We start from the raw sequence: 22,999 nt of genomic DNA on the forward strand, positions 1-22,999 counted from the left end.
CATGACTGCATCCGTCTTCGGCAATTCCGCACTCGTCCTCACGTTCATCTTGCTGGGTGGAGTGTTTGCGGCAACCGAGATCGCGTTGGTGTCACTCAACGCCGGCCGGATCCGGGCGCTCGAACGGCGAGGGGGGCGGGCGGCCCGGGTCGGTGCGCTTGCGCGGGATCCGAACCGATACATGTCGGCCGTGCAGATCGGTGTCACTGTCGCAGGTTTCTTCTCCGCGGCATACGGTGCGTCGGCGATCGCACCTGGACTGGAGCCGCTCCTCGACGGTTGGGGACTGCAGAACGGTGCGGCCTCGGCGATCGCGCTCATCGTCACCACGCTCGTGATCTCATACCTGTCGCTGGTACTCGGTGAACTCGTGCCGAAGCGGATCGCCCTCCAGCGCGCCACGAGTGTGGCACTCCTGGCCGGGCCCGTCCTCGACAAGTTCGCGTTCGTGATGCGTCCGGTGATCCGGTTGTTGTCCGTGTCCACGGATCTGGTTGTGCGGGCCCTCGGCGGAGACCCTGCCGCCCGGGGTGAGGAGGTCACCCACGACGACCTTCGGGACATGGTCCACCAGACAGCGATTCCGGAGCAGGAACGGATGCTGCTGTCGGAGGTGTTCGACGCTGTGGAACGGTCGCTGGCCGAGGTGATGTTGCCGCGCACCGAGGTGCACTTTCTCGAGGCGTCGGCTCGGATTGCCGACGTGCGTGACGACGCGCTGCACGGTGGGCACATCCGGTACCCGGTGACGGGACGCTCACTCGACGACGTCGTCGGGGTCGTCCACGTCCGCGATCTGATTCTCGCCGATCCCGACGCGACGGTCCGCGACGTGTGCCACGAAGTGTTGCACCTGCCGATGACCATCCCTGCGTTGACGGTGCTGCACGATCTGCGGCTCGGCGACCAGCAGTTCGCGGTCGTCGTCGACGAGTACGGCGGTACGGCCGGGATCGTCACCCTCGAAGACATCGTCGAGGAGATCATCGGTGAGATCGGTGATCGGAACGCGGGGAGGGAGTCGAACTCGGATGTGGGGTGTGTCGACGGTTTGATGATCGTCGAGGACTTCTCAGCGGAGACCGGGGTCGTACTACCGGACGGAGACTACGAGACGGTCGCGGGGTTCGTGCAGGAACGCTTGCAGCATCTTCCGGTCGTGGGGGACAGCGTCGTCGTCGGCCGCCATCGGCTGATCGTCGATGCGCTGGACGGCCGCCGGGTCGCGAGTGTTCGGCTGGTCATGGTCGACGACGAGAAGAACGACGAAGTGTGACACCGATCATGACGGTGTGGGCGACGCCTCGGGTCGAGTGAGGGTCTCACTCGACCCGAGCGCGTGCCAGGGCATATTCACGTGCCTGCACTTATCCGTGTGGGGTCTCTTCAGCACCTGTGCCAGGCGAGGGACCTCAGAAGGAATGCTCGGGGCCGGGGAAGCTTCCCCCGGCCACCTCCGACGCGTACTGCGCTGCGGCATTGCGCAACTCGTCGCCGACGGTTCCGAACTTCTTGACGAACTTCGCGGTCTTGCCGCTCGTGTATCCGGCCATGTCCTGCCAGACGAGGACCTGCGCGTCGCATTCGTTGCCGGCGCCGATGCCGACGGTGGGAATGGTCAGCTTGCGCGTGACCTGGCCGGCGATCTCGGCGGGAACCATCTCCATCACGACGGAGAAGGCACCGGCCTCCTGGACTGCGATGGCGTCGGCGATGAGCTGCTCGGCGCCGTCGCCTCGGCCCTGCACCCGGAACCCGCCGAGAGTGTTGACGGATTGCGGGGTGAAGCCGATGTGTGCCTGCACAGGGATGCCGGCAGCGGTGAGAGCAGCGATCTGGGGTGCGATGCGTTCGCCGCCCTCGAGCTTGACGGCGTGCGCGCCACCTTCCTTCATGAACCGGATCGCGGTGGCGAGGGCCTGCTCGGCGGACGCCTCGTAGGTGCCGAACGGCAGGTCGGCGATCACGAGGGCATGCGGAGCGCCGCGGACGACACCGCGGACCAGTGGGAGCAGCTCGTCGACGGTCACCGGAACCGTGGTGTCGTAGCCGTAGACCACGTTGGCGGCCGAGTCGCCGACGAGGAGCACCGGGATCCCGGCCTCTTCGAAGATGCGGGCGGTGGAGTAGTCGTACGCGGTCAGCTCTGCCCAGCGGGCGCCTTCGGCCTTCATTGCCTGCAGATGGTGGATTCGCGTCTTGCGCTTGGGGGTGTCTGCCGGGGCGGAGCCGCCACCGTACACGGACGTCACATTTTCCGACATCATTGTCTCTTTCTTCCTCGAGGCCCTTGTACGGGTCCCCGGGCGGGTGATGACAGTCTCAGTGTGCCACCGGGCTCGTCCGCCGCTAAGGCCTCGAGGCGGTGTGGTTGGTCACATACGACTGCCCGGCGGTCACACAACCAGTACCGAGTGGTGGACATGGCACCATCCACAGGTGCTGGTTTCTGCGCGAGTGCGCTCTCGTCGACTGTTCGCTGTCCTCGTCGCTGTGGGCGCTCTGGTACTGGCGGGATGCGCCGGCACCGCGACCGAGGAGCAATCGCCGTCCACAGTTGCAGTGCCCGAGGAGCTGACGGAGTTCTACAACCAGGGCGTCGAATGGGAGGACTGCGGCGGTTACGGTGTCGACGGCCCGGTTCTCGCACGGAGCGGCGCACAGTGCGGCCGGATCTCGGTGCCTCTCGACTACGACGACCCGGATGGGCCGACGGTGACACTCGCGGTGTCCCGGATCGAGGCGGACGGCGATCGGATCGGATCGGTCCTGGTCAACCCAGGCGGGCCGGGGGCATCGGGACTGTCCACCGTGCTCGCCGCGGCGGGTACCGATCTGACCGGGCAATTCGACATCGTCGGATTCGATCCGCGCGGTATCGGTTCGTCCGAACCTCAGGTTCGTTGCCTCACCGCCGCGGAGACCGATGCCGATCGCGCCGTCGACGACGGAGACCGCAGTCCGGAAGGGATCGAAGCTTCCGAGAAGCGCAACCGCGAATACGCCCAGCTGTGCGCCGAACGCACCGGCGAGGAGCTGCTTGCGCACGTCGGCACAGCAGATGTGGTGCGTGACATGGATGTCATCCGAGGTGTGCTCGGCGACGATTCCCTGAACTTTCTCGGATACTCGTACGGAACCAGGCTCGGCACCGTCTACGCGGAAACCTTCCCGGACCGGGTGCGCGCGATGGTCCTCGACGGCGCCATCGACCCCGAGCAGGACCCGGTCGACGAGATCGTGCTGCAGGCCGAAGGATTCCAGAAGGCTTTCGACGAGTTCGCTGCGGACTGTGCCGGCCGCAGCGACTGCCCGCTGGGCAACAACCCTACGCAGGCGTCGGCCCGGTTCCATCAGCTCCTCGAACCGCTGATCGCGGCGCCCGCCCGCACCAGCGATCCGCGCGGCCTGAGCTACCGCGACGCGATCACCGGAGTGCAACAGGGCCTCTACTCGTCGGCACTCTGGGGGTCGCTGCGTGGTGGCCTGACCTCTCTCGCCGACGGCAACGGCGACACCCTGCTCCGACTCGCGGACCTGTACGAGGGGCGGGAGGACGACGGCTCCTACAGCAACATCAACGATGCGTTCAACGCCGTCCGATGCGTCGACGATCAGCCGGTCACCGACCGCGCCGTCGCCGGTGAACTCGACATGCGTTTCCGGCAGGCGGCCCCGTTCCTCGACGACGGACGCGGAACCGGGGAGGCTCCCCTCGACGTGTGCGCATTCTGGCCCGTTCCGGCAACCGGGGAACCGCACACCCCCGACGTGCCGGGGCTCGCTCCGATACTCGTGGTCTCGACGACCGGTGATCCCGCCACCCCGTACCAGGCCGGGGTGGATCTGGCTCGTCAGCTCGGGGGCGCGCTGGTGAGCTTCGACGGAAACCAGCACACCGTGGTGCTGGATGGAAACCCCTGTGTCGACGACGTTGTGACCAGGTACTTCATCGATCTCGAGATGCCCGAGACCGACCCGCACTGCTGACCCGGCGCCGGTGTGACCGACACGCCACGAACGGGAACAGCCGATGTAACACGGAATTAACGGATCATGCCTACGCTCGCCGATATGGATCGCCAGAAGGAGTTCGTGCTCCGCACCCTCGAAGAGCGCGACATTCGGTTCGTGCGCCTGTGGTTCACCGACGTTGTCGGGACCCTGAAATCCGTGGCGATCGCCCCGGCCGAACTCGAGGGTGCCTTCGAAGAAGGCATCGGCTTCGACGGTTCGGCCATCGAGGGCTTCTCCCGGATCTCCGAGGCAGACATGGTCGCGCGCCCCGATGCCACGACCTTCCAGGTCCTGCCCTGGATGGACGACCGCGGCCACCAGTACTCGGCGCGGATGTTCTGCGACATCACCATGCCGGGCGGCACCCCGAGCTGGGCCGACCCGCGGCACGTGCTGCGTCGCCAGCTCAACAAGGCGAGCGATCTGGGCTTCAGCTGTTACGTGCACCCCGAGATCGAGTTCTTCCTCGTCGAGAACGGCGAACCCGGCGCATTGCCGGTTCCGGCCGACGACGGGGGCTACTTCGACCAGTCGGTCCACCGTTCGGCGCCGCACTTCCGTCGCCACGCCATCGACGCACTCGAATCGATGGGAATCTCCGTCGAGTTCAGCCATCACGAGACTGCGCCCGGTCAGCAGGAGATCGACCTGAGGTACGCCGACGCGCTGTCGATGGCCGACAATGTCATGACCTTCCGCTACGTGGTCAAGGAGATCGCAATGGCGGAGGGCGTGCGGGCGACATTCATGCCCAAGCCCTTCCAGGAGTATGCGGGATCGGCGATGCATACCCACATGTCGCTGTTCGAGGGCGACACCAATGCATTCCACGATCCGGACGATCCGTTGCAGCTCTCGGAGACGGGTAAGGCCTTCATCGCCGGCATTCTCGAGCATGCGCCCGAGATCAGCGCGGTGACCAACCAGTGGGTCAACTCCTACAAGCGCATCGTGCACGGCGGTGAAGCCCCCACCGCTGCGTGCTGGGGGCCATCCAATCGGTCGGCGCTCGTCCGCGTTCCGATGTACACCCCGAACAAGGCGTCGTCGCGCCGAGTCGAGATCCGGACCCCGGACTCTGCCTGCAATCCGTACCTTGCGTTTGCGGTGCTCGTCGCGGCAGGTCTACGCGGCATCGAGAAGGGCTACACCCTCGCGCCCGAGGCCGAGGATGACGTGTGGTCACTGACGGCCGCCGAACGCCGGGCGATGGGGTACAAGGAGTTGCCCACCGACCTCGACATCGCGCTGCGTGAAATGGAGAATTCGGAACTGGTCGCCGAAACCCTCGGTGAGCACGTGTTCGACTACTTCCTGCGCAACAAGTGGAGAGAATGGGAGAACTACCGGAGTCAGGTCACCCCGTTCGAGCTCGAGCAGTACCTGGGGTTGTAGGCGCCATGGTGAAGCCGCCGTCTGCGCGCTCCGCCGTACCCGGTCCCGGCCGACTAGGGCTCGTCGAACGCACTGCGGCCGACGAGCTGGCGCAATTGGGGTGGACGGACGTCGCGAGCATCGAACTGATGTGGGCGTTGTCCCGGGCTCCCAACGCCGATCTCGCGTTGCGGACCATGAGCCGCCTCGCCGACGTGCTCGGGGAGGACGGGTGGGCCGAACTCGACGCGGCGCTGCGCAGTGACAAGAGCCTGCGGGGGCGACTGCTCGCACTGTTCGGTTCCTCCGCGGCGCTCGGCGACCACGTCGTCGCGCACCCCGACCGGTGGCGGATGCTCACCGGACCTCTCGAACTACCCGACCGACACACCTTCACGGTCCGGATGCTCGACAGCGTCGAGTCGGTTCCCGAGACGGGAGGGCGCACCAACCGGCTGATCCATCGGGCCGGCATCACAGGCCCCGAGGCCGTCGCGGCGCTGCGGACGACGTACCGCGATCAGCTGATGCTCATCGCCGCAGCCGACCTCGCCGCGACCGTAGAGAACGAACCCGTCGTGCCGTACCTCGAGGTGGGGGAGAGGCTCGCCGACCTCGCCGACGCCGCGTTGACCGCGGCGCTCGCGGTGGCATTCGCCGCCGTCGTCCCGAACGGACCGTGCCCCAATGACATCGCAGTCATCGCGATGGGTAAATGTGGTGCGCGCGAACTCAATTACGTCAGCGATGTCGATGTGATCTTCGTGGCCGAGCCGGCCGATGCGCAGGCCAGCCGTATCGCGGGCGAGATGATGCGGATCGGAACGTCGGCGTTCTTCGAAGTCGACGCCGCGCTGCGTCCCGAGGGGAAACGTGGCGAATTGGTGCGTACGCTCGAATCCCATGTGGCCTACTACAACCGGTGGGCCAAGACGTGGGAGTTCCAGGCACTCCTCAAGGCAAGGCCGATGACCGGCGACCTCGACCTGGGTCGTCGCTACATCGAAGCCTTGAGTCCGTTGGTGTGGACGGCCTCGGAGCGCGAAGCCTTTGTGCCGGAGGTGCAGGCGATGCGTCGGCGGGTCGAAGAACTCGTCCCCGAGGATCTGCGGGAACGCGAACTCAAACTCGGAAAAGGCAGCCTGCGCGACGTTGAATTTGCGGTGCAGTTGCTGCAGATGGTGCATGGGCGTACCGACGAATCGTTGCGCGTGCCCAATACGGTGGAGGCCCTGTCCGCGCTCGCCGACGGCGGATACGTCGGGCGCGACGATGCCGCGAACCTTCGCGCGTCGTACGAGTTCCTCCGCTTGCTCGAACACCGCCTGCAACTGCAGCGACTCAAGCGCACACACACCCTCCCCCCTCCGGACGACCGCGAGAGCCTGCGTTGGCTCGCGCGCGCGGCGCACATGCGGCCGGACGGACGGAACGATTCGCTCGGCGTCCTCCAATCCGAGATCAAACGCAACTCGGCGCGCATCCGCCGACTTCATGCGCGGTTGTTCTATCGTCCACTGCTCGAATCGGTGACCCGGCTCGACAAGGACGCCGTGCGTTTGTCGCCGGACGCCGCCGTTCGGCAGCTCGCGGCGCTCGGCTACACAGCACCCGAGCATGCCCTCGAGCACCTCACCGCGCTGTCCGGGGGAGCGTCCCGTAAGGCGAGGATTCAGGCTCTGCTGCTTCCCCAGTTGCTCGAATCTCTCGGTGAGACAGTCGATCCGGATGGGGGCCTCCTCGCCTACCGGCGACTGTCCGATGCGTTGTACGACACGGTGTGGTTCCTGCGGGTACTGCGCGACGAGCCGTCGGTCGCGGAACGCCTGATGAAGGTCCTGGGAACGTCGGCGTACGTGCCCGACCTGCTCATCAAGTCGCCGGACGTCATCCGGCTCTACGCTGATGCTTCCACGGGGCCGCGCCTTCTCGAACCGAAACCTGCCGAAGTCGGGAAGGCGATCGTCACGTCGTCGTCCCGCTACGACGATCCGTTGCGGGCGATCGCGGCGGCACGTTCATTGCGTCGAGCGGAACTCGCGCGGATCGCGAGCGCCGATCTCCTCGGGATGCTCTCGGTTCCCGAGGTGTGCGAAGCGCTCTCGTCCGTATGGTCCGCGGTCCTGGAAGCGGCATTGGCCGCGGTGATCCGGGGATCCGAGAGTACGAAGGGGCCTGCCCCGGCACGCATCGCCGTGATCGGAATGGGCCGTCTCGGCGGCGCCGAACTCGGCTACGGATCGGACGCCGACGTGCTGTTCGTATGCGAACCGCTTCCCGACGCCGACGAGACTGTCGCGGTGAAGTGGGCGGTGTCCGTCGCCGAGCAGGTTCGCAAGCTCCTGGGGGCGCCGAGCACCGACCCGCCGCTCGAAGTCGATCTCGACCTGCGCCCCGAGGGGCGCAGCGGTGCTCTGGTGCGCACCCTCAAGTCCTACCAGGCGTACTACGCGCAGTGGGCGGAGGTGTGGGAGGTCCAGGCGTTACTGCGTGCCCACTCTGTCGCGGGCGACCCCGAACTGGGGCTACGTTTCCTCCACATGGTCGACCGCGTGCGCTACCCGGAAGGCGGGGTCACGCAGGACGCGGTGCGAGAAATCCGCCGCATCAAGGCGCGGATGGACTCCGAACGGCTCCCGCGCGGTGCAGATCCTGCTACCCACACGAAACTGGGCCGCGGCGGACTCTCGGACGTCGAATGGACCGTGCAATTGCTGCAGCTCCAGCACGCGCATGCGATCGAGTCGCTGCGCAACACGTCGACTCTGGAGACACTCGATGCGATCGGTGCGGCCGAGCTCATCAGCGCCGCCGACGTCGAGTTGCTTCGGGATGCGTGGATCACCGCGACCCGCGCGCGCAACGCGCTCGTGCTGGTGCGGGGAAAGCCGAGCGATCAGCTTCCGGGGCCGGGACGTCAACTCGCGGCCGTGGCGAGTGCAGCGGGTGAGAACAGTGACGACGCGTCGGAATTTCTCGACAACTACTTGCGGGTGACGCGCCGTGCGCGGGGTGTTGTCGAGCGGGTATTCGGTGGGGAAACGAACGGGCACTGAATCATTCGCGCTGACCCTCAACCCCCGGCGAACATTCTGATGCGCAGTTCGCGGCTGCGTTCGAGATGCGCCCTCATGTGCTCGCGGGCGGCCGACTCGTCGCGCGCACGCAGAGCGGTCAGGATGAGGTCGTGTTCGTCGTTGAGTACATCGGGTTCGCCGTAGGTCGACGGCGGGCCCGAATCGTAGATCCGTAGCTGGGTGGTCAGCCGGATGAGGAGCGCAGTGATGGTGGCATTGTGCGCGGCCTGCCACAGTGCTTCGTGGAATCTGAAGTTGCCTGACCGGACGTCTGTGTCGTCGGAGGCCGAGCAGCAGAAGGCATGGAGCTGTTCGAGCCGGGCCAGGTCGAGTTCGGTGTGGCGGATCGCGGCTGCTCCGGCGGCTTCGGATTCGAGGGCCACGCGCGCGGCGTAGATTTCGATGACGTCCTCGGGTGTTCCCGACCGGACTCTGAATCCCCGGGTGGCGCGTTCGAGCAGTCCGTCGTGGGCGAGCCAGTTCAGGGCTTCCCGGATCGGGGTGCGCGAAGCTCCGTAGGTCTCGCTGAGTTGAGTCTCGTGCAGTGCGGCGCCGCTCGGGAACTTGCCCGCGAGGATGTCGGCGCGCAGCCGCAGGTACTGCTTCGACGTCTGATCGTCACGTCCGGTGGGGAGTTCTCCGAGCAATGAGCCGGTCAGGTCGGCCGTGGTGCCCCGGTCGGTCATTTCGCTCCCGTCGACAGGTTCGGTGTACGCGGAGATTATGCCATCGCCGACAACCGGATACTTGCGTATACGTTATTCGTCGTTTAGCGTCGCTGACATGATCGAGGAGAAGCCGGGGGCGATACGGGGCCGCGATTCTCGCGGCGACGACGTAGTCGTCGCCGCCGAGGACCTTGCGCGCGACCTCGCGGCTGTCGTGGTGCTCGATGCCACCGTGTCGTTTCCGAAACCGCGGTTCGACGGCGACTATCGCCCCGAATCCGGGCGCTCCACCTGGGCGGAAGCGCACATACCGGGCGCCGTCCACATCGATCTGCTCGGCGAGTTCAGTGCGCCGGACGGTCCGCTGCACTTCACGCGACCGGAACCCGAACGTCTCTCCGCCGAGCTCGCCCGCATCGGTGTCGGACCCGGCACCGACATCGTGGTGTACGACGCCGGCGAGATGACCTGGGCGTCGCGGGTGTGGTGGATGCTGCGCAACATCGGTATTCCCGCGCGGGTCCTCGACGGCGGGCTCGCACGCTGGACCGAACTCGGTCTTCCGCTCTCCTCGGAGGAGCCCGCACCGCCGGCGGCAATCGAGCCGGCGGATGTCACCGACCACGGCCTGTGGCGCGACCGCGACGACGTCCTCGGGGTCAGCGCGGGTTCGGAATCGGGAACGCTGCTCTGCGCGCTCGATCCCGAGCACTTCGCGGGCACCGCAACGACACGGTATGCGAGGCGTGGCCGTATTCCCGGCAGCCGGAACTTGCCTGCCAAGAGTCTTCTCGGCGCCGGAGTTCTGCGTCCGCACACCGAACTGGTCGCGCTGGCGGAGTCCGTGGTGTCCGGGGCAGAGCAACTCCTCATCGTCTACTGCGGCGGCGGGGTGTCGGCATGCCTGGTCGCGCTCGCTCTGGTGCGGACCGGTCACGACGACATCGCGATCTACGATGGCTCGCTCGCGGAGTGGGCCGCGGACCCGACGCTGCCGATGATCTCGGACGACAGGGGAAGGGTATGACGCGATGTAGTGGGGCACCGTGCGTGCCGACCCTCGATCCAGCCACACCCGACATCCTTGTGACAGGAACCTCATGACCTCCACGACGAACGCGCCGACGATCGATGACCTCGCCGATGCTCTCGACACGCTACGTGCACGCACCCCGCTCGTACAGTCGCTGACCAACATCGTGTCCGCGAACTTCCTGACCAATGTTCTGCTCGCGGCGGGTGCCAGCAACGCCCATATCGACAATGTCCACGAAGCAGGCGGCTTCGCGCGCATCGCTGGGGGAGTGCTGGTCAACCTCGGGACGCCCGACGACGGAACCGCTGCTGCCTTCACGGCAGCGGCAGCGGCCGCGCACGACGCGGGGACCCCATGGGTGCTCGACCCGGTCGGTGTCGGTGGGCTGCCGTGGCGCACCGGACTCGCCGCAGACCTGCTCGCATACCGGCCCACCGCGATCCGTGGAAACGCCTCCGAGATCATCGCGCTCGCGGGTCGGGGCGGCGACACCCGCGGCGTCGACAGCGCCGACGAAGCGGCGGCAGCGATCCCCGCCGCGCTCGCGCTGCTCGAGGCTTCCGATGCGGTGTCCGCGTCGGGATCGGTCGACTACCTGGTGGGCCGTGGTCGCGACGGTGCGGTCATCGGTCTGCGCATCGCAGGCGGCAGCGCCATGCTGCCCCGCGTGACCTCCACGGGATGCTCACTCGGTGGCCTCGTCGCCGCCTATCTCGCAGTCGCGCCGACCGCGCTGATCGGTCTGGCCGCCGCACACACGCACGTTGCTGTCGCGGCCGAGATCGCCGAGCAGAACTCGACCGGCCCGGGGTCGTTCGCTGTGGCCTACCTCGACGCGCTGTACGCGGTCGACGCCGACACTGTGCGGCGTCACGCCCGTGTCGAGGCATTCGAACTGCCGAAGAAGGACGAGAACTGATGGGCATCAAGACTTTCTGGTACCTCACCCAGGCCGACGGCGACTATCCGTGGAGCCCCGACGGGCTGTTTCCCGTCGACGGGACGCGGCAGATCGAGCTCGCCAAGACGATCGACGAGGGCGGTTTCGACGGCGCGCTCGTCGCGACCTGGCCGAACGATCCGTTCATCTCCGCGACCTGGGCTGCCGCGCACACCAGCCGGATGAAGTTCCTCGTCGCGGTGTACGCCAATATGACACCGGCCCGGTTGCTCGCCGAGAAGGCGCTCACCTTCGACGCCTTCACTGGTGGCCGACTGATGATCAACTCCGTCAACGGACGCGAGAACATCCTCACCAAGTACGACATGAACGTCGAGCACGATCGGCGCTACGAACTCGGCGAGCAGTACTGGGCCGATTTCCATCGGATCTACGCTGAGGGCACGGAATCGAATTTCCCGAACACGCCGCTGCGCATCGACCCGCCCGCCGGTGGTCATACGGTACCGCTGTGGGGCACCGGCGATTCACCGGCCGGGCTGGAGAACGCCGGCAAGGTGCTCGACGCCTACCTGATCATGTTGCGCGAGACGACCTTCGTCGATGCCAAGTTCACTGCGGCCCGTGAGTCCGCGGCAGCCCAAGGGCGCGAATACACCGATTTCGGTGCGTTGTCGGGCGTTATCGTGCGGCCGACGCAGACCGAGGCGCTCGACCGGTTCCGGTCGTTGTTCGAGGACGCCGGTATCGATCGGATCCGTGAAGTGCTCGACAATGCGGTCCGCCGTCGCACTCACGGACAACAGGACCTGACCACCTTCGTCGCCCGCGACGGGCAACGTCAGGGCTGGGTCGACGCGATCAATGCGGGCAAGTTGCCCGAGCCGAGGGATCTGTACCTCGGAGACGGGCTCTACGCGGGAATCACGGCATGGTCGCCACTGGACATCTTCGCTACCGGTTCGTCGGCGGTGTACTACGCGGGTGCACCCGACGAGATCGCCGGACACGTCCGTGCGCTACGCGACAAGACCGGGCTGACCAGCCTGATCCTTGCGGGCTGGCCGCTCATCGACGAGGCGAATCATGTTGCCGAGCACTTGATTCCGAGATTCCGCGAGCTGTGAGGTTGTGCGAGCAACCGAGCAGCTCGGCCTTGCACGTCGTCTTCAGTTGCAGAGGATGATCAGCCCGACACCCCGCCACACGTCGACCTCGACCGATTTCCACTCCTGCTTGTCCGAATCCCACTCCTGTTCGGTCTCGGTGTAGTAGCCGAGGTCTCGTTGTTCGGTCACCGTGCACTCCTGGAGGGTGCTGCCGGCGCGACTGATGATGCGCCAGGGCACATTCGAGTCGGTCAACGTCGTGGTGGCCTGTTCCTGGGTCATTCCCACGGTGTTCGGTGCATTCTGTGCTGTTGCAATTCCCGCCGCCAGAGGGCTCAGAAGCAGGGCGCCGGCGGCTGCACATGCCGCGGCCGAAAGAGTCGTACGCATGACGGCCTCCTTTCGGAGACAGGTCGGTATTCAGTGCTCTGCCCAGGCGTGCCGGTACCCGGTGCGCCCGGTGATCTGGGCCGGCAGAGCGACGACGCGCGCTTCTGTCGACCGGATGCGCTGATTTCCCGCCCCCACACGAGCGAAGACACCTCGGCGGCAAGAAGTAAGGGACATAACGCACCCTGGACAATTCTGCCGGGGCTTTCGGCAAAATGTGTCGTACCTCATCAACTGTACGCGCGTGTGCAAGTGGCTTTCGTGAGTGCAGTGGGTTCGCCGTCGGCGAGCGCTGGGCGTGGTAACTGATCACGATGCGCACCTGGTGGATGTGCCGTGGGTCACATGATGTCATTCTGATTCGTTGTTGTGGATTCTATTGACTTGTTCTGGTAGTTAAACCCACTATTGCTGCACCAAATGAGCTGATCGAATCGGCACGATGAGCGCGGGTGCCGCACGAAGGAATGGTGGTGCGCGATGACGGAGACCGTGATCCGCGGAAGTGAACGACATCCCTACGATCTCGACGACCGATACCGGTCCGGCTCCGGCACGGTGCTGCTCACCGGCGTGCAGGCGATTGCGCGGCAACTTGTGGAACAGCACGTGCGCGACATCCGCGACGGGCGCCGCGTCGCCACATTTGTCTCCGGGTACCAAGGCAGCCCACTCGGCGGTCTCGACAAGATGCTGCACGGCATGCCGAACGTGCTCGCCGAACATGACATCACCTTCACCCCCGGATTGAACGAGGAACTCGCAGCGACCTCGGTGTGGGGAAGTCAGGGGCAGCTCGGAGCCGGTACGCGCACCCACGACGGAGTGGTCGGCGTCTGGTACGGGAAGGGGCCCGGACTCGACCGCGCCACCGACGCGCTGCGTCACGCCAACATGTACGGCGTCGACCCGCACGGCGGAATGCTGCTGATGGTCGGAGACGACCCGGCGTCGAAATCCTCCACCGTGCCCGCCGTGAGTGAACGGTCTCTCGCGGCACTGGGAATCCCCGTGCTGTACCCGCGCAACGCCGCTGAGATCGTCACGATGGGACTCCACGGTGTCGCCTTGTCTCGCGCGTCCGGATGTGTGGTCGCGCTCAAGATCGTCGCCGACGTCGCCGACGGGGCCTGGTCGATCGACGGATCGGTGACGGATCTGTCCATCACCGTCCCCGAAGTCGAATGGGAAGGGCGGCCGTTCATGTACCGTCAGCGGCCGATGGCGGCGCCCGGCGAAAGCGTGATCGCCGAGGCGGACCTGTACGGGCCGCGATGGAAGACCGTCCTGGCCTACGGCAAGGCCAACGCACTCGACGTCATCGAGATCGACCCACCGCACGCTCGGATCGGCTTGGCGGCCACCGGAACCACCTTCGACGCGCTGCGGCAGGCCCTGCTCGACCTCGGTGTCGCCGATGCGGACCTGCACCGCGCGGGAATTCGGTTGCTGCGTATCGGAATGCCCTATCCCATCGGCCCGGACCTCGTCCATGATTTCGCGCGCGGACTCGACGAGCTGATCGTCGTCGAGGACAAGACGGCATTCGTCGAAACCCAGATCCGAGAGATCCTCTACGGGACGGATTCCGCGCCGCGCATCCTCGGCAAGAAGGATGCGGAAGGGCGTCCGCTCGTGCCTTTCGACGGTGAACTGACCGCCGGCCGGATCCGCGGACCGCTGCGTCGGGTGTTGCGCAAGTACCTTGAACTCGGGCCGGGGCCCCTCCCGCAACTGCCACTCGAAGTCCTCTCGACCTCGCGCACCCCGTACTTCTGCAGCGGCTGCCCCCACAACCGCTCCACTGCCCTGCCCGAGGGGTCGATCGGAGGCGGCGGAATCGGCTGCCACACCCTCGTCACCCTGTCCGGACGCACCGACAGCGCCGTCACGGGTCTGACCCAGATGGGTGGGGAGGGCGCCCAATGGATAGGGCAGGCACCCTTCACCGACATCGAGCACATGTTCCAGAACGTCGGCGACGGAACCTTCTTCCACTCGGGCCAGCTCGCCGTCCAGGCATGTGTCGCGGCCGGCGTGAACATCACTTACAAGCTGCTCTACAACGACGTTGTTGCGATGACCGGCGCGCAGGATGCAGAAGGCGCCCTGAAGATCCCCGCCCTGACTCACAAACTCACCACCGAGGGCGTTCGCAAGATCATCATCTGTTCTGACGAACCCAAGCGACACCGCAAGCGCACCCTCGCTCGCGGCACTGTGGTCTGGCACCGCGACCGGCTCGACGAAGCACAGAAACTGCTACGCGAAGTCCCGGGCGTCACCGTGCTCATCTACGACCAGCACTGTGCGGCCGATGCACGTAGGCAGCGGAAGCGTGGCACCCTGCCCGCCCGCACCACCCGAGTGGTCGTCAACGAGGCGGTCTGTGAGGGTTGCGGAGACTGCGGCGTCAAGAGCAACTGCCTGTCGGTCCAGCCTGTCGACACCGAATTCGGATCCAAGACCCGGATCGACCAATCGTCGTGCAACACCGACTACTCGTGCCTCGACGGGGACTGCCCGTCGTTCGTCACGGTCGAGGCGGCACCGGAACGCACGCTCGAGCGACGTACCATCCCGGCACCGCCCGCCGTACCGGACATCGCCGGTGACGTCCCGGCCGCGACCAGCAACGTCTTCCTCGCCGGAATCGGGGGTACCGGCATCGTCACCGTCAACCAGGTGCTCGCCACTGCGGCGCTGCGTGCCGGATTCGAGGTCGAATCGCTCGACCAGATCGGGATGAGCCAGAAGGCAGGCCCGGTGGTCTCCCATCTGCGTTTCGCGGTGGGCGACCTCGAGCCGGGCAATCGCGTCGGCACTGGCGGGGCATCCTGTCTCCTAGCGCTGGATCTGCTCACCGCCACCGATCCGAAGAATCTCGCCTACGCGAGCACCGCCGCGACCGTCGCGGTCGCATCGACGAGCCGCACGCCCACCGGAGACATGGTGTACGACCGGTCGATCCGTCACCCCGACGAGGACGGTCTGCTCGCCCGGCTCGACGCGACGACCCGCGAACTGGCCTCGTTCGACGCGCTCGCGGCGTCGCATGCGCTGTTCGGTGAGGCCGCCGCCGCGAACTTCCTCATCGTGGGCGCCGCGCACCAGCTCGGAGGACTGCAGATCCCGGCAGACGCCATCGAGGAAGCGATCGAGATCAACGGTGTCGCGGTGGCGACCAACACCGCAGCATTCCGGTGGGGGCGCGCGGCGATCGCCGACCCCGATGCGTTCCGCGAGGCCACCGAACCGGCACGCCGAGACCGTGCCGTGACGATCGCACCGGACCGGTTGTTCGACGGCACCACTTTCTACGGTGAAGTGCAGCGACTGCTGACGATCCGTGCTGCCGCACTGATCGATTTCCAGGACGAGGCTCTCGCCGCCCGGTACATCGATCGGGTGCAGTCCGTGTGGGCGGCCGAACGTCGCCTCACGGACCGCACCGACCTCAGTGAGGCCGTGGCCCGAGGCCTGTTCAAGTTCACGGCCTACAAGGACGAATACGAGGTCGCACGTCTACTCGTCGACCCCGCGTTCGTCGACGACGTACAGGCCCAGGTGCCCGGTGGCTACCAGCTCACCTACCGCCTGCATCCGCCTGTCCTGCGGGCCCTCGGCCGCAGCAAGAAGGTGGGGTTCGGACCGAAGTCGCATGCGACCCTGCGGATGCTGGCCAAAGCGAAGCGCTTGCGCGGTACCCGGTTCGACCCGTTCGGCTACGCCCACGTCCGGCGGACGGAACGTGTGTTGCTCGCGCACTACACCGCCACGATCGCGCGGATCGTGGCCGATCTGAGCACCGAGTCGTACGACCGAGCCGTACAGATCGCGGAGCTGCCCGAGATGGTTCGCGGCTACGAGGACATCAAACTGCGCTCCATCGAGCAGTACCGCACGCGGCTCGTCGAGCTCGGCGTCGATACCGATTTCTGAGTTGTTCTCTCCTACAATCTGATTCACATCCCCCCGAAGGGAGGCCGCACGTGGCCACGTCCACCGCTGCCCGAGCGAGTTCCACCGACCCCACTCACGGAGTCTTCGATCTGTCGCGGGCACTGGACATCACACCCGGCGCTGCCGTGAACCGGATTGCGGAGCAGCGCCTCGATCCTGTGTCACAGAAATGATGGAGGGAGCCGCCGTGGGCGACTCCCTCCGTGTCCATGTCCATGTCCATGTCCATGTCCATGTCCGTGTGCAGTGCGTCGTGCGGATGGCTGTCTCGTGCGGATGGGCCGTCAGGGCCGGGTGGACGGAGTCGAGCGTCCGTGTCCCGCATCTCGGGTGAGATGTTCGAGAAGTGGCTGCGTGCGATACGCCACGGGGGTGGTGAGCGCCAGCGTTGTGGTGGTGTGCGCGACCCCTTCGATACCGTGGATGCGTTCGAGGACCTGCAGCAGGTCTTCCTGTGACTGGGCGGCCATTCTGATCAGGAGATCTTCCCTCCCTGTCGTCGCGTGCACTTCGAGGATCTCGGGGAATCGCTCGAGTTCGGCGATCGCGTGGCCCATCCGCGCCTGGACGAGTTCGGCGCCGATGAATGCTTGGAGGGGGAGGCCCAGCTTGGGGAGGTCGACGACCGGTCGGTATCCGGTGACCGCGCCCGACTCCTCGAGTCTCTTGATTCGCGATTGGACAGTGTTGCGCGCGACGCCGAGCTTGGCCGAGAGATCGACGATGCCCGCCCTCGGGTTGTGCGTGAGCTCTGCGAGGAGAGCGGTGTCGAGCCGGTCGAGACTGAACACGGTGATGTCCTTTCCCTTATGATTCGCATCACTAGTTGACCATACTGATCAGCTGAACCGAAAGTCCTTGGCGCGAATCACTGCAGTGCCATGATTGCCGCATTGAATTGCTCATGCAAATACAGCCGACGGTATCGTGCGCGTATCCCCGTGGGCTGTTTCGCCCGCCGGTCGTGTGGGCTCGCGGCGGATGCTGCTGAGCTGGCCGCGGCACAGGGAGAGGTCAGGGAGCCCGAGCCGGTGTGGCAGGGCAAGGAGGCAACGCGGCCACCGTCGTCAGGGCACACGAGTGCCCTGGTGACGGTGGCTGTGTTCTCTTGGTTCTTTTGCGTGTGGGTCAGACGACCAGATCCGGCCTGTTCCCGGTTATCGGCTTCCGGAACAGATCCACACTCCCGGGTGGAATGAACTGCGGCCGAAGCTCTTCGGTCATCTCGACTTCCCACTCGGTGTGATGCATCAACCGGTGATGATGTCCGCAGGGCAGCACCAGATTGTCGAGGTCGGTGTCGCCGCCGTCGACCCAGTGGTCAATGTGGTGGGCATCCGCCCACGCCGGTGGGGTGGTGCACCCCGGGAAAGCACGTCCGCCGTCTCTCACAGTCAACGCTCGGCGTTGCGCCCTCGTCGCGGAACGGTGCGTCCGGCCGTGCGCCAACGGCACGCCGTGTTCGTCGAGCAGGATCCGAGTGACCTGGCAGTCGCAGGCGAGCATCCGGGCGGTGTCGATCGACAACGGTCCGGCCCACGGTTCGGGGCTCATCCCAATCGGGGGTGTAGGAGTTGGGGTCTGAAGCCGCCGGTCTCGAGCAGGCTTCGGGCGATGTAGTTGGTCAGGTTGCGGAACCCGAGTGCGGAGCCGCGCAGGTGTTCGAGCCGTCCGTTGAGGGCTCATCCCAATCGGGGGTGTAGGAGTTGGGGTCTGAAGCCGCCGGTCTCGAGCAGGCTTCGGGCGATGTAGTTGGTCAGGTTGCGGAACCCGAGTGCGGAGCCGCGCAGGTGTTCGAGCCGTCCGTTGAGCGCCTCGGTCGGCCCGTTGCTGGTGCCGGGTCGTTCGAAGTAGGCGAGCACGTCAGCGGCTCGCTTCTTCAGGGTCCGGCTCAGGGTGGTGAGCTCGGTGAGCACCTTGGGGACGCCGGCGCTGAGGTCGGTGATCAGCTTCTTCATGAGCTCGCGGCCACGTTGCCGGTCCTCGTGGCGATAGGCGGCGATCATGCGCTGGTAGACACCCCAGGTCGCCTCGACCTCGACGTGAGCGTCATCAACGAACAGCGCGCGTAGCCTGTCGCTCTGCTTGTCGGTGAGCAGGTCCGCGCCGGTGTGCAGCGTGCGCCGCGACTTGTAGAGCGGGTCGTCCCTGAACCCACGGTGCCCGTGGATCGCGAGTTGGACCCGGCGCCGACACCTGTCGAGGGCGTCACCGGCCAGGCGCACGACGTGGAAGGGATCCATCACCGTGACCGCGTCCGGGATCTCCTCCGCAGCGGCGGTCTTGAACCCGGTGAAGCCGTCCATCGCGACCACCTCGACCGCGTCACGGAAGGCGTCGTCGCGGTCGGCGAGCCAGGTCTTGAACGCCGCCTTCGACCGGCCCTCGACCATGTCCAGCAGCCTTGCTGGGCCGGCGCCATCGCGGACCGGGGTGAGGTCGATGATCACGGTGACGTACTTGTCGCCACGCCTGGTGTGGCGCCAGACGTGCTCATCGACGCCAATGACCTTCACGCCCTCGAACCGCGTGGGGTCGTTGATCAGCAGCCGATTGCCTTCGGCCAGGACCGCGTTGTTGGCGGTGTCCCACGCGACCCCGAGTCCCTCGGCGACACGGGCGACGGTGAGGTGTGCGACCACGATCCCTTCCAGCGCCCACCGCAACCCGGTGCGCGAGAGCTTCGCGCGTGGCTCCGCAGCGGCGCTGGTGTCTTGGCGCCACACGTGTCCGCAGTCGGCACAGCGGTAGCGGCGCACTACAACTTCCAGCACGGTCGGTCGCCAGCCCAGCGGCTCGTGGGCCAACCGCCGGATCACGGTGTCACGAGCAGCGCCTTCGCTGCCGCACCGTCGGCACCACTGATCTGGTTCCACCACGCGGCACGCTAGGACCGCACGATCCGGTTCAAGTCGTTGCCCGGTCACGCTCAGACCGAGGCCGTCGAGTCGAGCGAAGGCGGTCAGGTCAGGGCGGCCGAAGCCGGCCGGCGGGGTTGTGTCGGTCACGTCGAGGTCTTTCGGATGGATGGCGTAGGAACCTCCGTCGTCGGGAGACCTCGACGTCTATCTGCGGACCGACGCGCCCGGCCGACCTACACCGGCATCTGAGAAGACCCCTGAAACGTCTTCGACGAAGACGGGACCGGCGAGGAGGAGGGCGCGGTGAGCTAAAGGAATGGAGCTTGCTCGGCTTCGACGCCGCCGCAAGCTCCGGTGAAACGGTCGGTACTGGTCGGTCGTCGTCGGTCACCACCGGATGGCGGCGTCCCCCACGCTCGGCGTTTGCGCAGGTCAGCGGCTCGTTCGCCCAGTGGGCGCATCAGGCGATAGACGCAAAGCCGACGTGATTAGGTCGTCGGTTCGATTCCGACAGGCGGCTCCGGCGAACAGCCCCTGACCTGCGGAAACGCAGGGCAGGGGCGGTTCGGTTCTGGTGGTCGCGCGATGCGCTGGCCTCACGGCTCTGCCCGACACCGACGTCGCTCTCCTCTGCGACGGACCCCTCGCCGGCTGAGCGCTCGCGGCCGGCATCCTGTCCGTGTGCCGATAGGCCTCGCACCGCTCGGCAACGCAGCGTGGCGTTGCGTCGCGACCTGGCGACGGCTCGGCGGGGCGCGATCGTCTCGTGCGTTGGCGGACTACGGGAGCTTGGACGCGAGGACGTCGGCCGCCAGGATCTCGGGTGCTGCGCCGAGGAGGTGCTGGTTGGCCATCAGGGCTGCGACGATGGCGCCGTTGGCGTGGGCGTCGCGAGCGGCCTCGTCGGGGAATGCATCGAAGATCCAGAAGGTGTCGGCGTGGGTCCTGACCGCGAACCAGACAATCGTTCCTACTTCTTCGTTGGCGAGCGCGACAGCGCCGGCGAGCAGATCGGCGAGCGCGTCGTGCTGTCCATCGGCCGCGACGATCTTGGCGACGAAGGCATACGGAAGTGATGCGGGTGTGGACATGAGGGACTCTCCTTGAAATCGGGGTTCTTCGTGGGACGAGTTCAGCGTATGACGAGCGAGGGCCGGTGGGGAGTGGCGTATACGGCAGTATTGCTATTGTTTACGTCATGCGTATCGGACTGATCGCGATCGACGGCTGCTTCGGTTCGGCTATCGCGTCGATCATCGACATCGTGCGGGTGGCCGACGGAGCCCGCAGCGATATCGACCCGCGGATCGACCCGATCGAACTCGCCATCCTCGGACCGAAACGGCGAGTGACCACGACGGCATCGATGACCCTGTCGGTTGACCACCCGCTGTCGGAGTCCGGAGAGTTCGACGTGGTCGTCGTCCCTGCGCTTGGAACCCTCACGGCCGCCGCTACCAACGACGCCCTCCAGAGCCGAGATGCTCGTTCGGTCATCGCCTCGCTCGGGCGCCTCGACGAGGCGACCACCCGGATCGCCGCGGCGTGCACCGGCGTGTTCGCCGTCGCCGAGACCGGACGGATGCATCATCGGCGGGCGACGACCAGCTGGTTCCTGGGGCCGGAGTTCCTGAAGCGCTATCCGACCGTCGCCCTCGATCTCGACACCATGGTCGTGGTCGACGGGAACCTCGTCACCGCCGGCGCCGCGTTCGCCCACATCGACCTCGCGCTCTCACTCGTGCGATCGATCAGCCCCGACCTGGCCCAACATGTCGCCAAGCTCCTCATCATCGACGAGCGTCCGTCGCAGGCGGCCTTCGTCGCCTACGAACATCTCCGGCACGAGGACCCGATCGTCGTCGAGTTCGAACGCTTCGTGCGCGCCCGCCTGGACGAACCGTTCAACGTCGCCTTCGTCGCGCAGTCGCTCGGCACCAGCCGGCGCACCCTCGAACGACGAGTCCGTGCGGCGCTCAACCTCACTCCGCTCGGCTTCGTCCAACGGCTTCGCATCGAACGAGCTCGGCACCTCTCAGCAACCACGGACCTCACCTCCGCCGAGATCGCGCTACGGGTCGGCTACGCGAACGCCGAGACTCTGCGCTCCCTCCTGCGCAGGGAGCGACGCCGTTCCTGACCTATCGCCATGCCTGTAGCCAGTGTCCTAGCGCTCGGTTGGAACCACCTCTCAGCACGTCGCGTCGACGCTCCTGCGTCGCCCCTGGACGACCCACTCGACACGCCCGCAGCACAGGCCGTGTGACGTGCCCCAGCTTCCCGGACGGTCGGGGTTGGGTGGCTGTGATGTCGCTGCGTTCTCGTCGAGGGGGTCAGCAGACCCGATCAGGGTCGATTGGGATGAGCCGCGAAGGCGGTGAGGTCAGGGCGGCCGAAGCCGGCCGGCGGGGTTGTGTCGGTCACGTCGAGGTCTTTCGGATGGATGGCGTAGGAACCTCCATCGTCGGGAGACCTCGACGTCTATCTGCGGACCGACGCGCCCGACCGACCTACACCCTCATCTGGGAAGAGCCCGGTTCGGTCGCGTATCCCTGTTCCGGGGAGTTCGCGAAGAGTTCTTTGACGGCGGTGTTCTTGGTCAGATCCGTGATCGACGCCGTGACCGTCACGTGCGGTTTCACACCACCTTCGACGGGGACGAGTCCGGCGGCTTCGACGCACTGCAAGAGTTGCTCGAACGCATCCGCGGTGCGTTTGGATGCCGGCCGGTCGTCGGTGATGCCGTTCGTTTCGGGCCTCGGTGCCGACAGTGGTGAAAGCAGGTGCCGGAGGCGGGCGCCGGTGACGGCATCGAAGTCGCCTGTGATCACCACACGCCCGTGCAGGGTGGTGGAGACGAACAGTTCGTTGCGTGTGGAATCTTCACGGGGTGGTGGTCCGTCGCCGGTGCCGTAGAGGTGTTCGAGGCGGCGGATCAGCGCTCGCACGGTCGCTTTGGTGGCGACTTTCTCGCTGGCGTGGTCGATGAGGATGGTGCGGGCTTTCTCGAAGTCGCACGGGCTCATATTCCGTGGATAGTGCTGGCAGAAGTACGCGATCTGGCGGGCTTTGTCTGCGTCGAGCAGCCCCGAGCTGTATGCCTCACGCACTTCCGGTTCGAGTCGTAGTAGACGAGCCAGTGATTCGATGCGGTGGCATTCACCGAGTTCGAGGTTGGTTGCTGCGGCGAGCCAGTGGGCGGGGCTGCGGTAGCCGTGGTCTTTGACGGTGTCGCGTTCGTACATCGCGATCATCAGATCCACGCGGTGCACCTGCGCGGTGTGGATTTCGGCGGAGACGGCGAGTGTCTCGGCCCTCAGTTGCTTGTTGTCGAGTTTCCAGAGTTCCCCACCCATGATCGAATTGTATAGAACACACATGCGAGAATCAAGACCAATTAGTTCATGTGTTCGATTTATCGAGAGGTGTAGCTCATTGCGTCATCTGGTGTTCAGCGCGGACATTCGTTCACGAGGAGGGATGCGCCGTCCTCCTTCCAAGGGGTGGGGCTGCGTAGGGCAACCGAATCGGGCCGAGTGAACCTTGTGAGTGGGTCCGGTTACGGTGCCGGGCATGGGGACCGAGGTCGTGCGCTACCACTAC

19 protein-coding genes are annotated in these 22,999 nt (G+C 66.1%); 11 read left to right on the forward strand and 8 right to left on the reverse strand.

Annotated features, from left to right (window positions below; genetic code table 11):
- Position 1 precedes the first annotated feature (1 nt).
- The gene (locus tag ACZ46K_RS16510) at positions 2–1,276 is read left to right on the forward strand and encodes a hemolysin family protein (RefSeq protein WP_464743640.1); all 1,275 of its coding nucleotides are present in this window, start codon (positions 2–4) and stop codon (positions 1,274–1,276) included.
- A gap of 136 nt (positions 1,277–1,412) precedes the next feature.
- On the opposite strand, the gene panB is transcribed toward ACZ46K_RS16510, so the two are convergent.
- Positions 1,413–2,264, reverse strand: a complete 852-nt coding sequence (gene panB / locus ACZ46K_RS16515) for a 3-methyl-2-oxobutanoate hydroxymethyltransferase (RefSeq protein ID WP_054810282.1) — start codon at positions 2,262–2,264, stop codon at positions 1,413–1,415.
- A gap of 175 nt (positions 2,265–2,439) precedes the next feature.
- On the opposite strand from panB, the gene ACZ46K_RS16520 reads away from it, so the two are divergent.
- The 3 genes from ACZ46K_RS16520 to ACZ46K_RS16530 all read left to right on the forward strand — a co-directional run bounded on the left by ACZ46K_RS16520 (position 2,440) and on the right by ACZ46K_RS16530 (position 8,447).
- Positions 2,440–3,990, forward strand: coding sequence for an alpha/beta hydrolase (locus ACZ46K_RS16520; protein ID WP_464743642.1), 1,551 nt, complete (start codon positions 2,440–2,442; stop codon positions 3,988–3,990).
- Positions 3,991–4,074: 84 nt separating this feature from the next.
- A complete protein-coding gene (locus tag ACZ46K_RS16525) occupies positions 4,075–5,412 on the forward strand; it encodes a glutamine synthetase family protein (RefSeq protein ID WP_464743644.1) in 1,338 nt (445 codons plus the stop codon).
- Between the two features lie 5 nt (positions 5,413–5,417).
- Positions 5,418–8,447 (forward strand): bifunctional [glutamine synthetase] adenylyltransferase/[glutamine synthetase]-adenylyl-L-tyrosine phosphorylase, encoded by a 3,030-nt coding sequence (locus ACZ46K_RS16530; protein WP_464743646.1) that lies wholly within the window; start codon positions 5,418–5,420, stop codon positions 8,445–8,447.
- Between the two features lie 17 nt (positions 8,448–8,464).
- Here the strand turns inward: ACZ46K_RS16530 and ACZ46K_RS16535 are convergent, their stop codons facing one another.
- Entirely contained in the window at positions 8,465–9,154 is a 690-nt protein-coding gene (locus ACZ46K_RS16535; protein WP_054806712.1) for a GntR family transcriptional regulator, read from the reverse strand.
- Positions 9,155–9,251: 97 nt separating this feature from the next.
- Here ACZ46K_RS16535 and ACZ46K_RS16540 point away from each other — a divergent pair, with 97 nt between their 5' ends.
- The 3 genes from ACZ46K_RS16540 to ACZ46K_RS16550 all read left to right on the forward strand — a co-directional run bounded on the left by ACZ46K_RS16540 (position 9,252) and on the right by ACZ46K_RS16550 (position 12,200).
- Positions 9,252–10,163, forward strand: a complete 912-nt coding sequence (locus tag ACZ46K_RS16540; RefSeq protein WP_054806711.1) for a sulfurtransferase — start codon at positions 9,252–9,254, stop codon at positions 10,161–10,163.
- 73 nt (positions 10,164–10,236) lie between these two features.
- Positions 10,237–11,091, forward strand: coding sequence for a hydroxyethylthiazole kinase (gene thiM, locus ACZ46K_RS16545; RefSeq protein ID WP_464743648.1), 855 nt, complete (start codon positions 10,237–10,239; stop codon positions 11,089–11,091).
- On the forward strand, positions 11,091–12,200 hold the full coding sequence (locus ACZ46K_RS16550; RefSeq protein WP_464743650.1) for an LLM class flavin-dependent oxidoreductase: 1,110 nt from the start codon (positions 11,091–11,093) through the stop codon (positions 12,198–12,200). The genes thiM and ACZ46K_RS16550 overlap by 1 nt, the downstream gene beginning before the upstream one ends.
- A gap of 42 nt (positions 12,201–12,242) precedes the next feature.
- Here ACZ46K_RS16550 and ACZ46K_RS16555 read toward each other — a convergent pair whose 3' ends face one another.
- Entirely contained in the window at positions 12,243–12,572 is a 330-nt protein-coding gene (locus ACZ46K_RS16555) for a hypothetical protein (protein WP_464743652.1), read from the reverse strand.
- A 480-nt stretch (positions 12,573–13,052) separates the two neighbouring features.
- On the opposite strand from ACZ46K_RS16555, the gene ACZ46K_RS16560 reads away from it, so the two are divergent.
- Positions 13,053–16,514, forward strand: a complete 3,462-nt coding sequence (locus ACZ46K_RS16560; protein WP_464743654.1) for an indolepyruvate ferredoxin oxidoreductase family protein — start codon at positions 13,053–13,055, stop codon at positions 16,512–16,514.
- A 50-nt stretch (positions 16,515–16,564) separates the two neighbouring features.
- Positions 16,565–16,708, forward strand: a complete 144-nt coding sequence (locus tag ACZ46K_RS16565) for a hypothetical protein (protein ID WP_464743656.1) — start codon at positions 16,565–16,567, stop codon at positions 16,706–16,708.
- Positions 16,709–16,819: 111 nt separating this feature from the next.
- Here ACZ46K_RS16565 and ACZ46K_RS16570 read toward each other — a convergent pair whose 3' ends face one another.
- The 3 genes from ACZ46K_RS16570 to ACZ46K_RS16580 all read right to left on the reverse strand — a co-directional run bounded on the left by ACZ46K_RS16570 (position 16,820) and on the right by ACZ46K_RS16580 (position 19,543).
- Positions 16,820–17,326, reverse strand: coding sequence for an Lrp/AsnC family transcriptional regulator (locus ACZ46K_RS16570; RefSeq protein WP_054807189.1), 507 nt, complete (start codon positions 17,324–17,326; stop codon positions 16,820–16,822).
- A gap of 337 nt (positions 17,327–17,663) precedes the next feature.
- Complete coding sequence (locus ACZ46K_RS16575) at positions 17,664–18,089, reverse strand: HNH endonuclease signature motif containing protein (RefSeq protein WP_464743658.1); 426 nt, start codon at positions 18,087–18,089, stop codon at positions 17,664–17,666.
- Between the two features lie 128 nt (positions 18,090–18,217).
- Positions 18,218–19,543, reverse strand: coding sequence for an ISL3-like element ISPfr2 family transposase (locus tag ACZ46K_RS16580; RefSeq protein ID WP_464743660.1), 1,326 nt, complete (start codon positions 19,541–19,543; stop codon positions 18,218–18,220).
- A 176-nt stretch (positions 19,544–19,719) separates the two neighbouring features.
- On the opposite strand from ACZ46K_RS16580, the gene ACZ46K_RS16585 reads away from it, so the two are divergent.
- Entirely contained in the window at positions 19,720–19,884 is a 165-nt protein-coding gene (locus ACZ46K_RS16585; RefSeq protein WP_156888995.1) for a hypothetical protein, read from the forward strand.
- A gap of 291 nt (positions 19,885–20,175) precedes the next feature.
- Here the strand turns inward: ACZ46K_RS16585 and ACZ46K_RS16590 are convergent, their stop codons facing one another.
- Positions 20,176–20,487: a putative quinol monooxygenase gene (locus ACZ46K_RS16590; protein WP_003941073.1), complete on the reverse strand. Its 312-nt coding sequence runs from the start codon at positions 20,485–20,487 to the stop codon at positions 20,176–20,178.
- A 107-nt stretch (positions 20,488–20,594) separates the two neighbouring features.
- Here ACZ46K_RS16590 and ACZ46K_RS16595 point away from each other — a divergent pair, with 107 nt between their 5' ends.
- Positions 20,595–21,536 (forward strand): GlxA family transcriptional regulator, encoded by a 942-nt coding sequence (locus ACZ46K_RS16595; RefSeq protein ID WP_464743662.1) that lies wholly within the window; start codon positions 20,595–20,597, stop codon positions 21,534–21,536.
- Between the two features lie 370 nt (positions 21,537–21,906).
- On the opposite strand, the gene ACZ46K_RS16600 is transcribed toward ACZ46K_RS16595, so the two are convergent.
- On the reverse strand, positions 21,907–22,752 hold the full coding sequence (locus tag ACZ46K_RS16600; RefSeq protein ID WP_464743664.1) for a DUF222 domain-containing protein: 846 nt from the start codon (positions 22,750–22,752) through the stop codon (positions 21,907–21,909).
- Between the last annotated feature and the right edge of the window lie 247 nt (positions 22,753–22,999).

Source organism: Rhodococcus sp. JCM 9793, from assembly GCF_055380405.1.

Bases quoted from the DNA above. Each gene is read 5' to 3' on its own strand.
- ACZ46K_RS16510 (WP_464743640.1), top strand. From the start codon at position 2: ATGACTGCATCCGTCTTCGGCAATTCCGCACTCGTCCTCACGTTCATC.
- panB (WP_054810282.1), bottom strand. From the start codon at position 2,264: ATGTCGGAAAATGTGACGTCCGTGTACGGTGGCGGCTCCGCCCCGGCA.
- ACZ46K_RS16525 (WP_464743644.1), top strand. From the start codon at position 4,075: ATGGATCGCCAGAAGGAGTTCGTGCTCCGCACCCTCGAAGAGCGCGAC.
- ACZ46K_RS16530 (WP_464743646.1), top strand. From the start codon at position 5,418: ATGGTGAAGCCGCCGTCTGCGCGCTCCGCCGTACCCGGTCCCGGCCGA.
- ACZ46K_RS16535 (WP_054806712.1), bottom strand. From the start codon at position 9,154: ATGACCGACCGGGGCACCACGGCCGACCTGACCGGCTCATTGCTCGGA.
- ACZ46K_RS16540 (WP_054806711.1), top strand. From the start codon at position 9,252: ATGATCGAGGAGAAGCCGGGGGCGATACGGGGCCGCGATTCTCGCGGC.
- thiM (WP_464743648.1), top strand. From the start codon at position 10,237: ATGACCTCCACGACGAACGCGCCGACGATCGATGACCTCGCCGATGCT.
- ACZ46K_RS16550 (WP_464743650.1), top strand. From the start codon at position 11,091: ATGGGCATCAAGACTTTCTGGTACCTCACCCAGGCCGACGGCGACTAT.
- ACZ46K_RS16555 (WP_464743652.1), bottom strand. From the start codon at position 12,572: ATGCGTACGACTCTTTCGGCCGCGGCATGTGCAGCCGCCGGCGCCCTG.
- ACZ46K_RS16560 (WP_464743654.1), top strand. From the start codon at position 13,053: ATGACGGAGACCGTGATCCGCGGAAGTGAACGACATCCCTACGATCTC.
- ACZ46K_RS16575 (WP_464743658.1), bottom strand. From the start codon at position 18,089: ATGAGCCCCGAACCGTGGGCCGGACCGTTGTCGATCGACACCGCCCGG.
- ACZ46K_RS16590 (WP_003941073.1), bottom strand. From the start codon at position 20,487: ATGTCCACACCCGCATCACTTCCGTATGCCTTCGTCGCCAAGATCGTC.
- ACZ46K_RS16595 (WP_464743662.1), top strand. From the start codon at position 20,595: ATGCGTATCGGACTGATCGCGATCGACGGCTGCTTCGGTTCGGCTATC.
- ACZ46K_RS16600 (WP_464743664.1), bottom strand. From the start codon at position 22,752: ATGGGTGGGGAACTCTGGAAACTCGACAACAAGCAACTGAGGGCCGAG.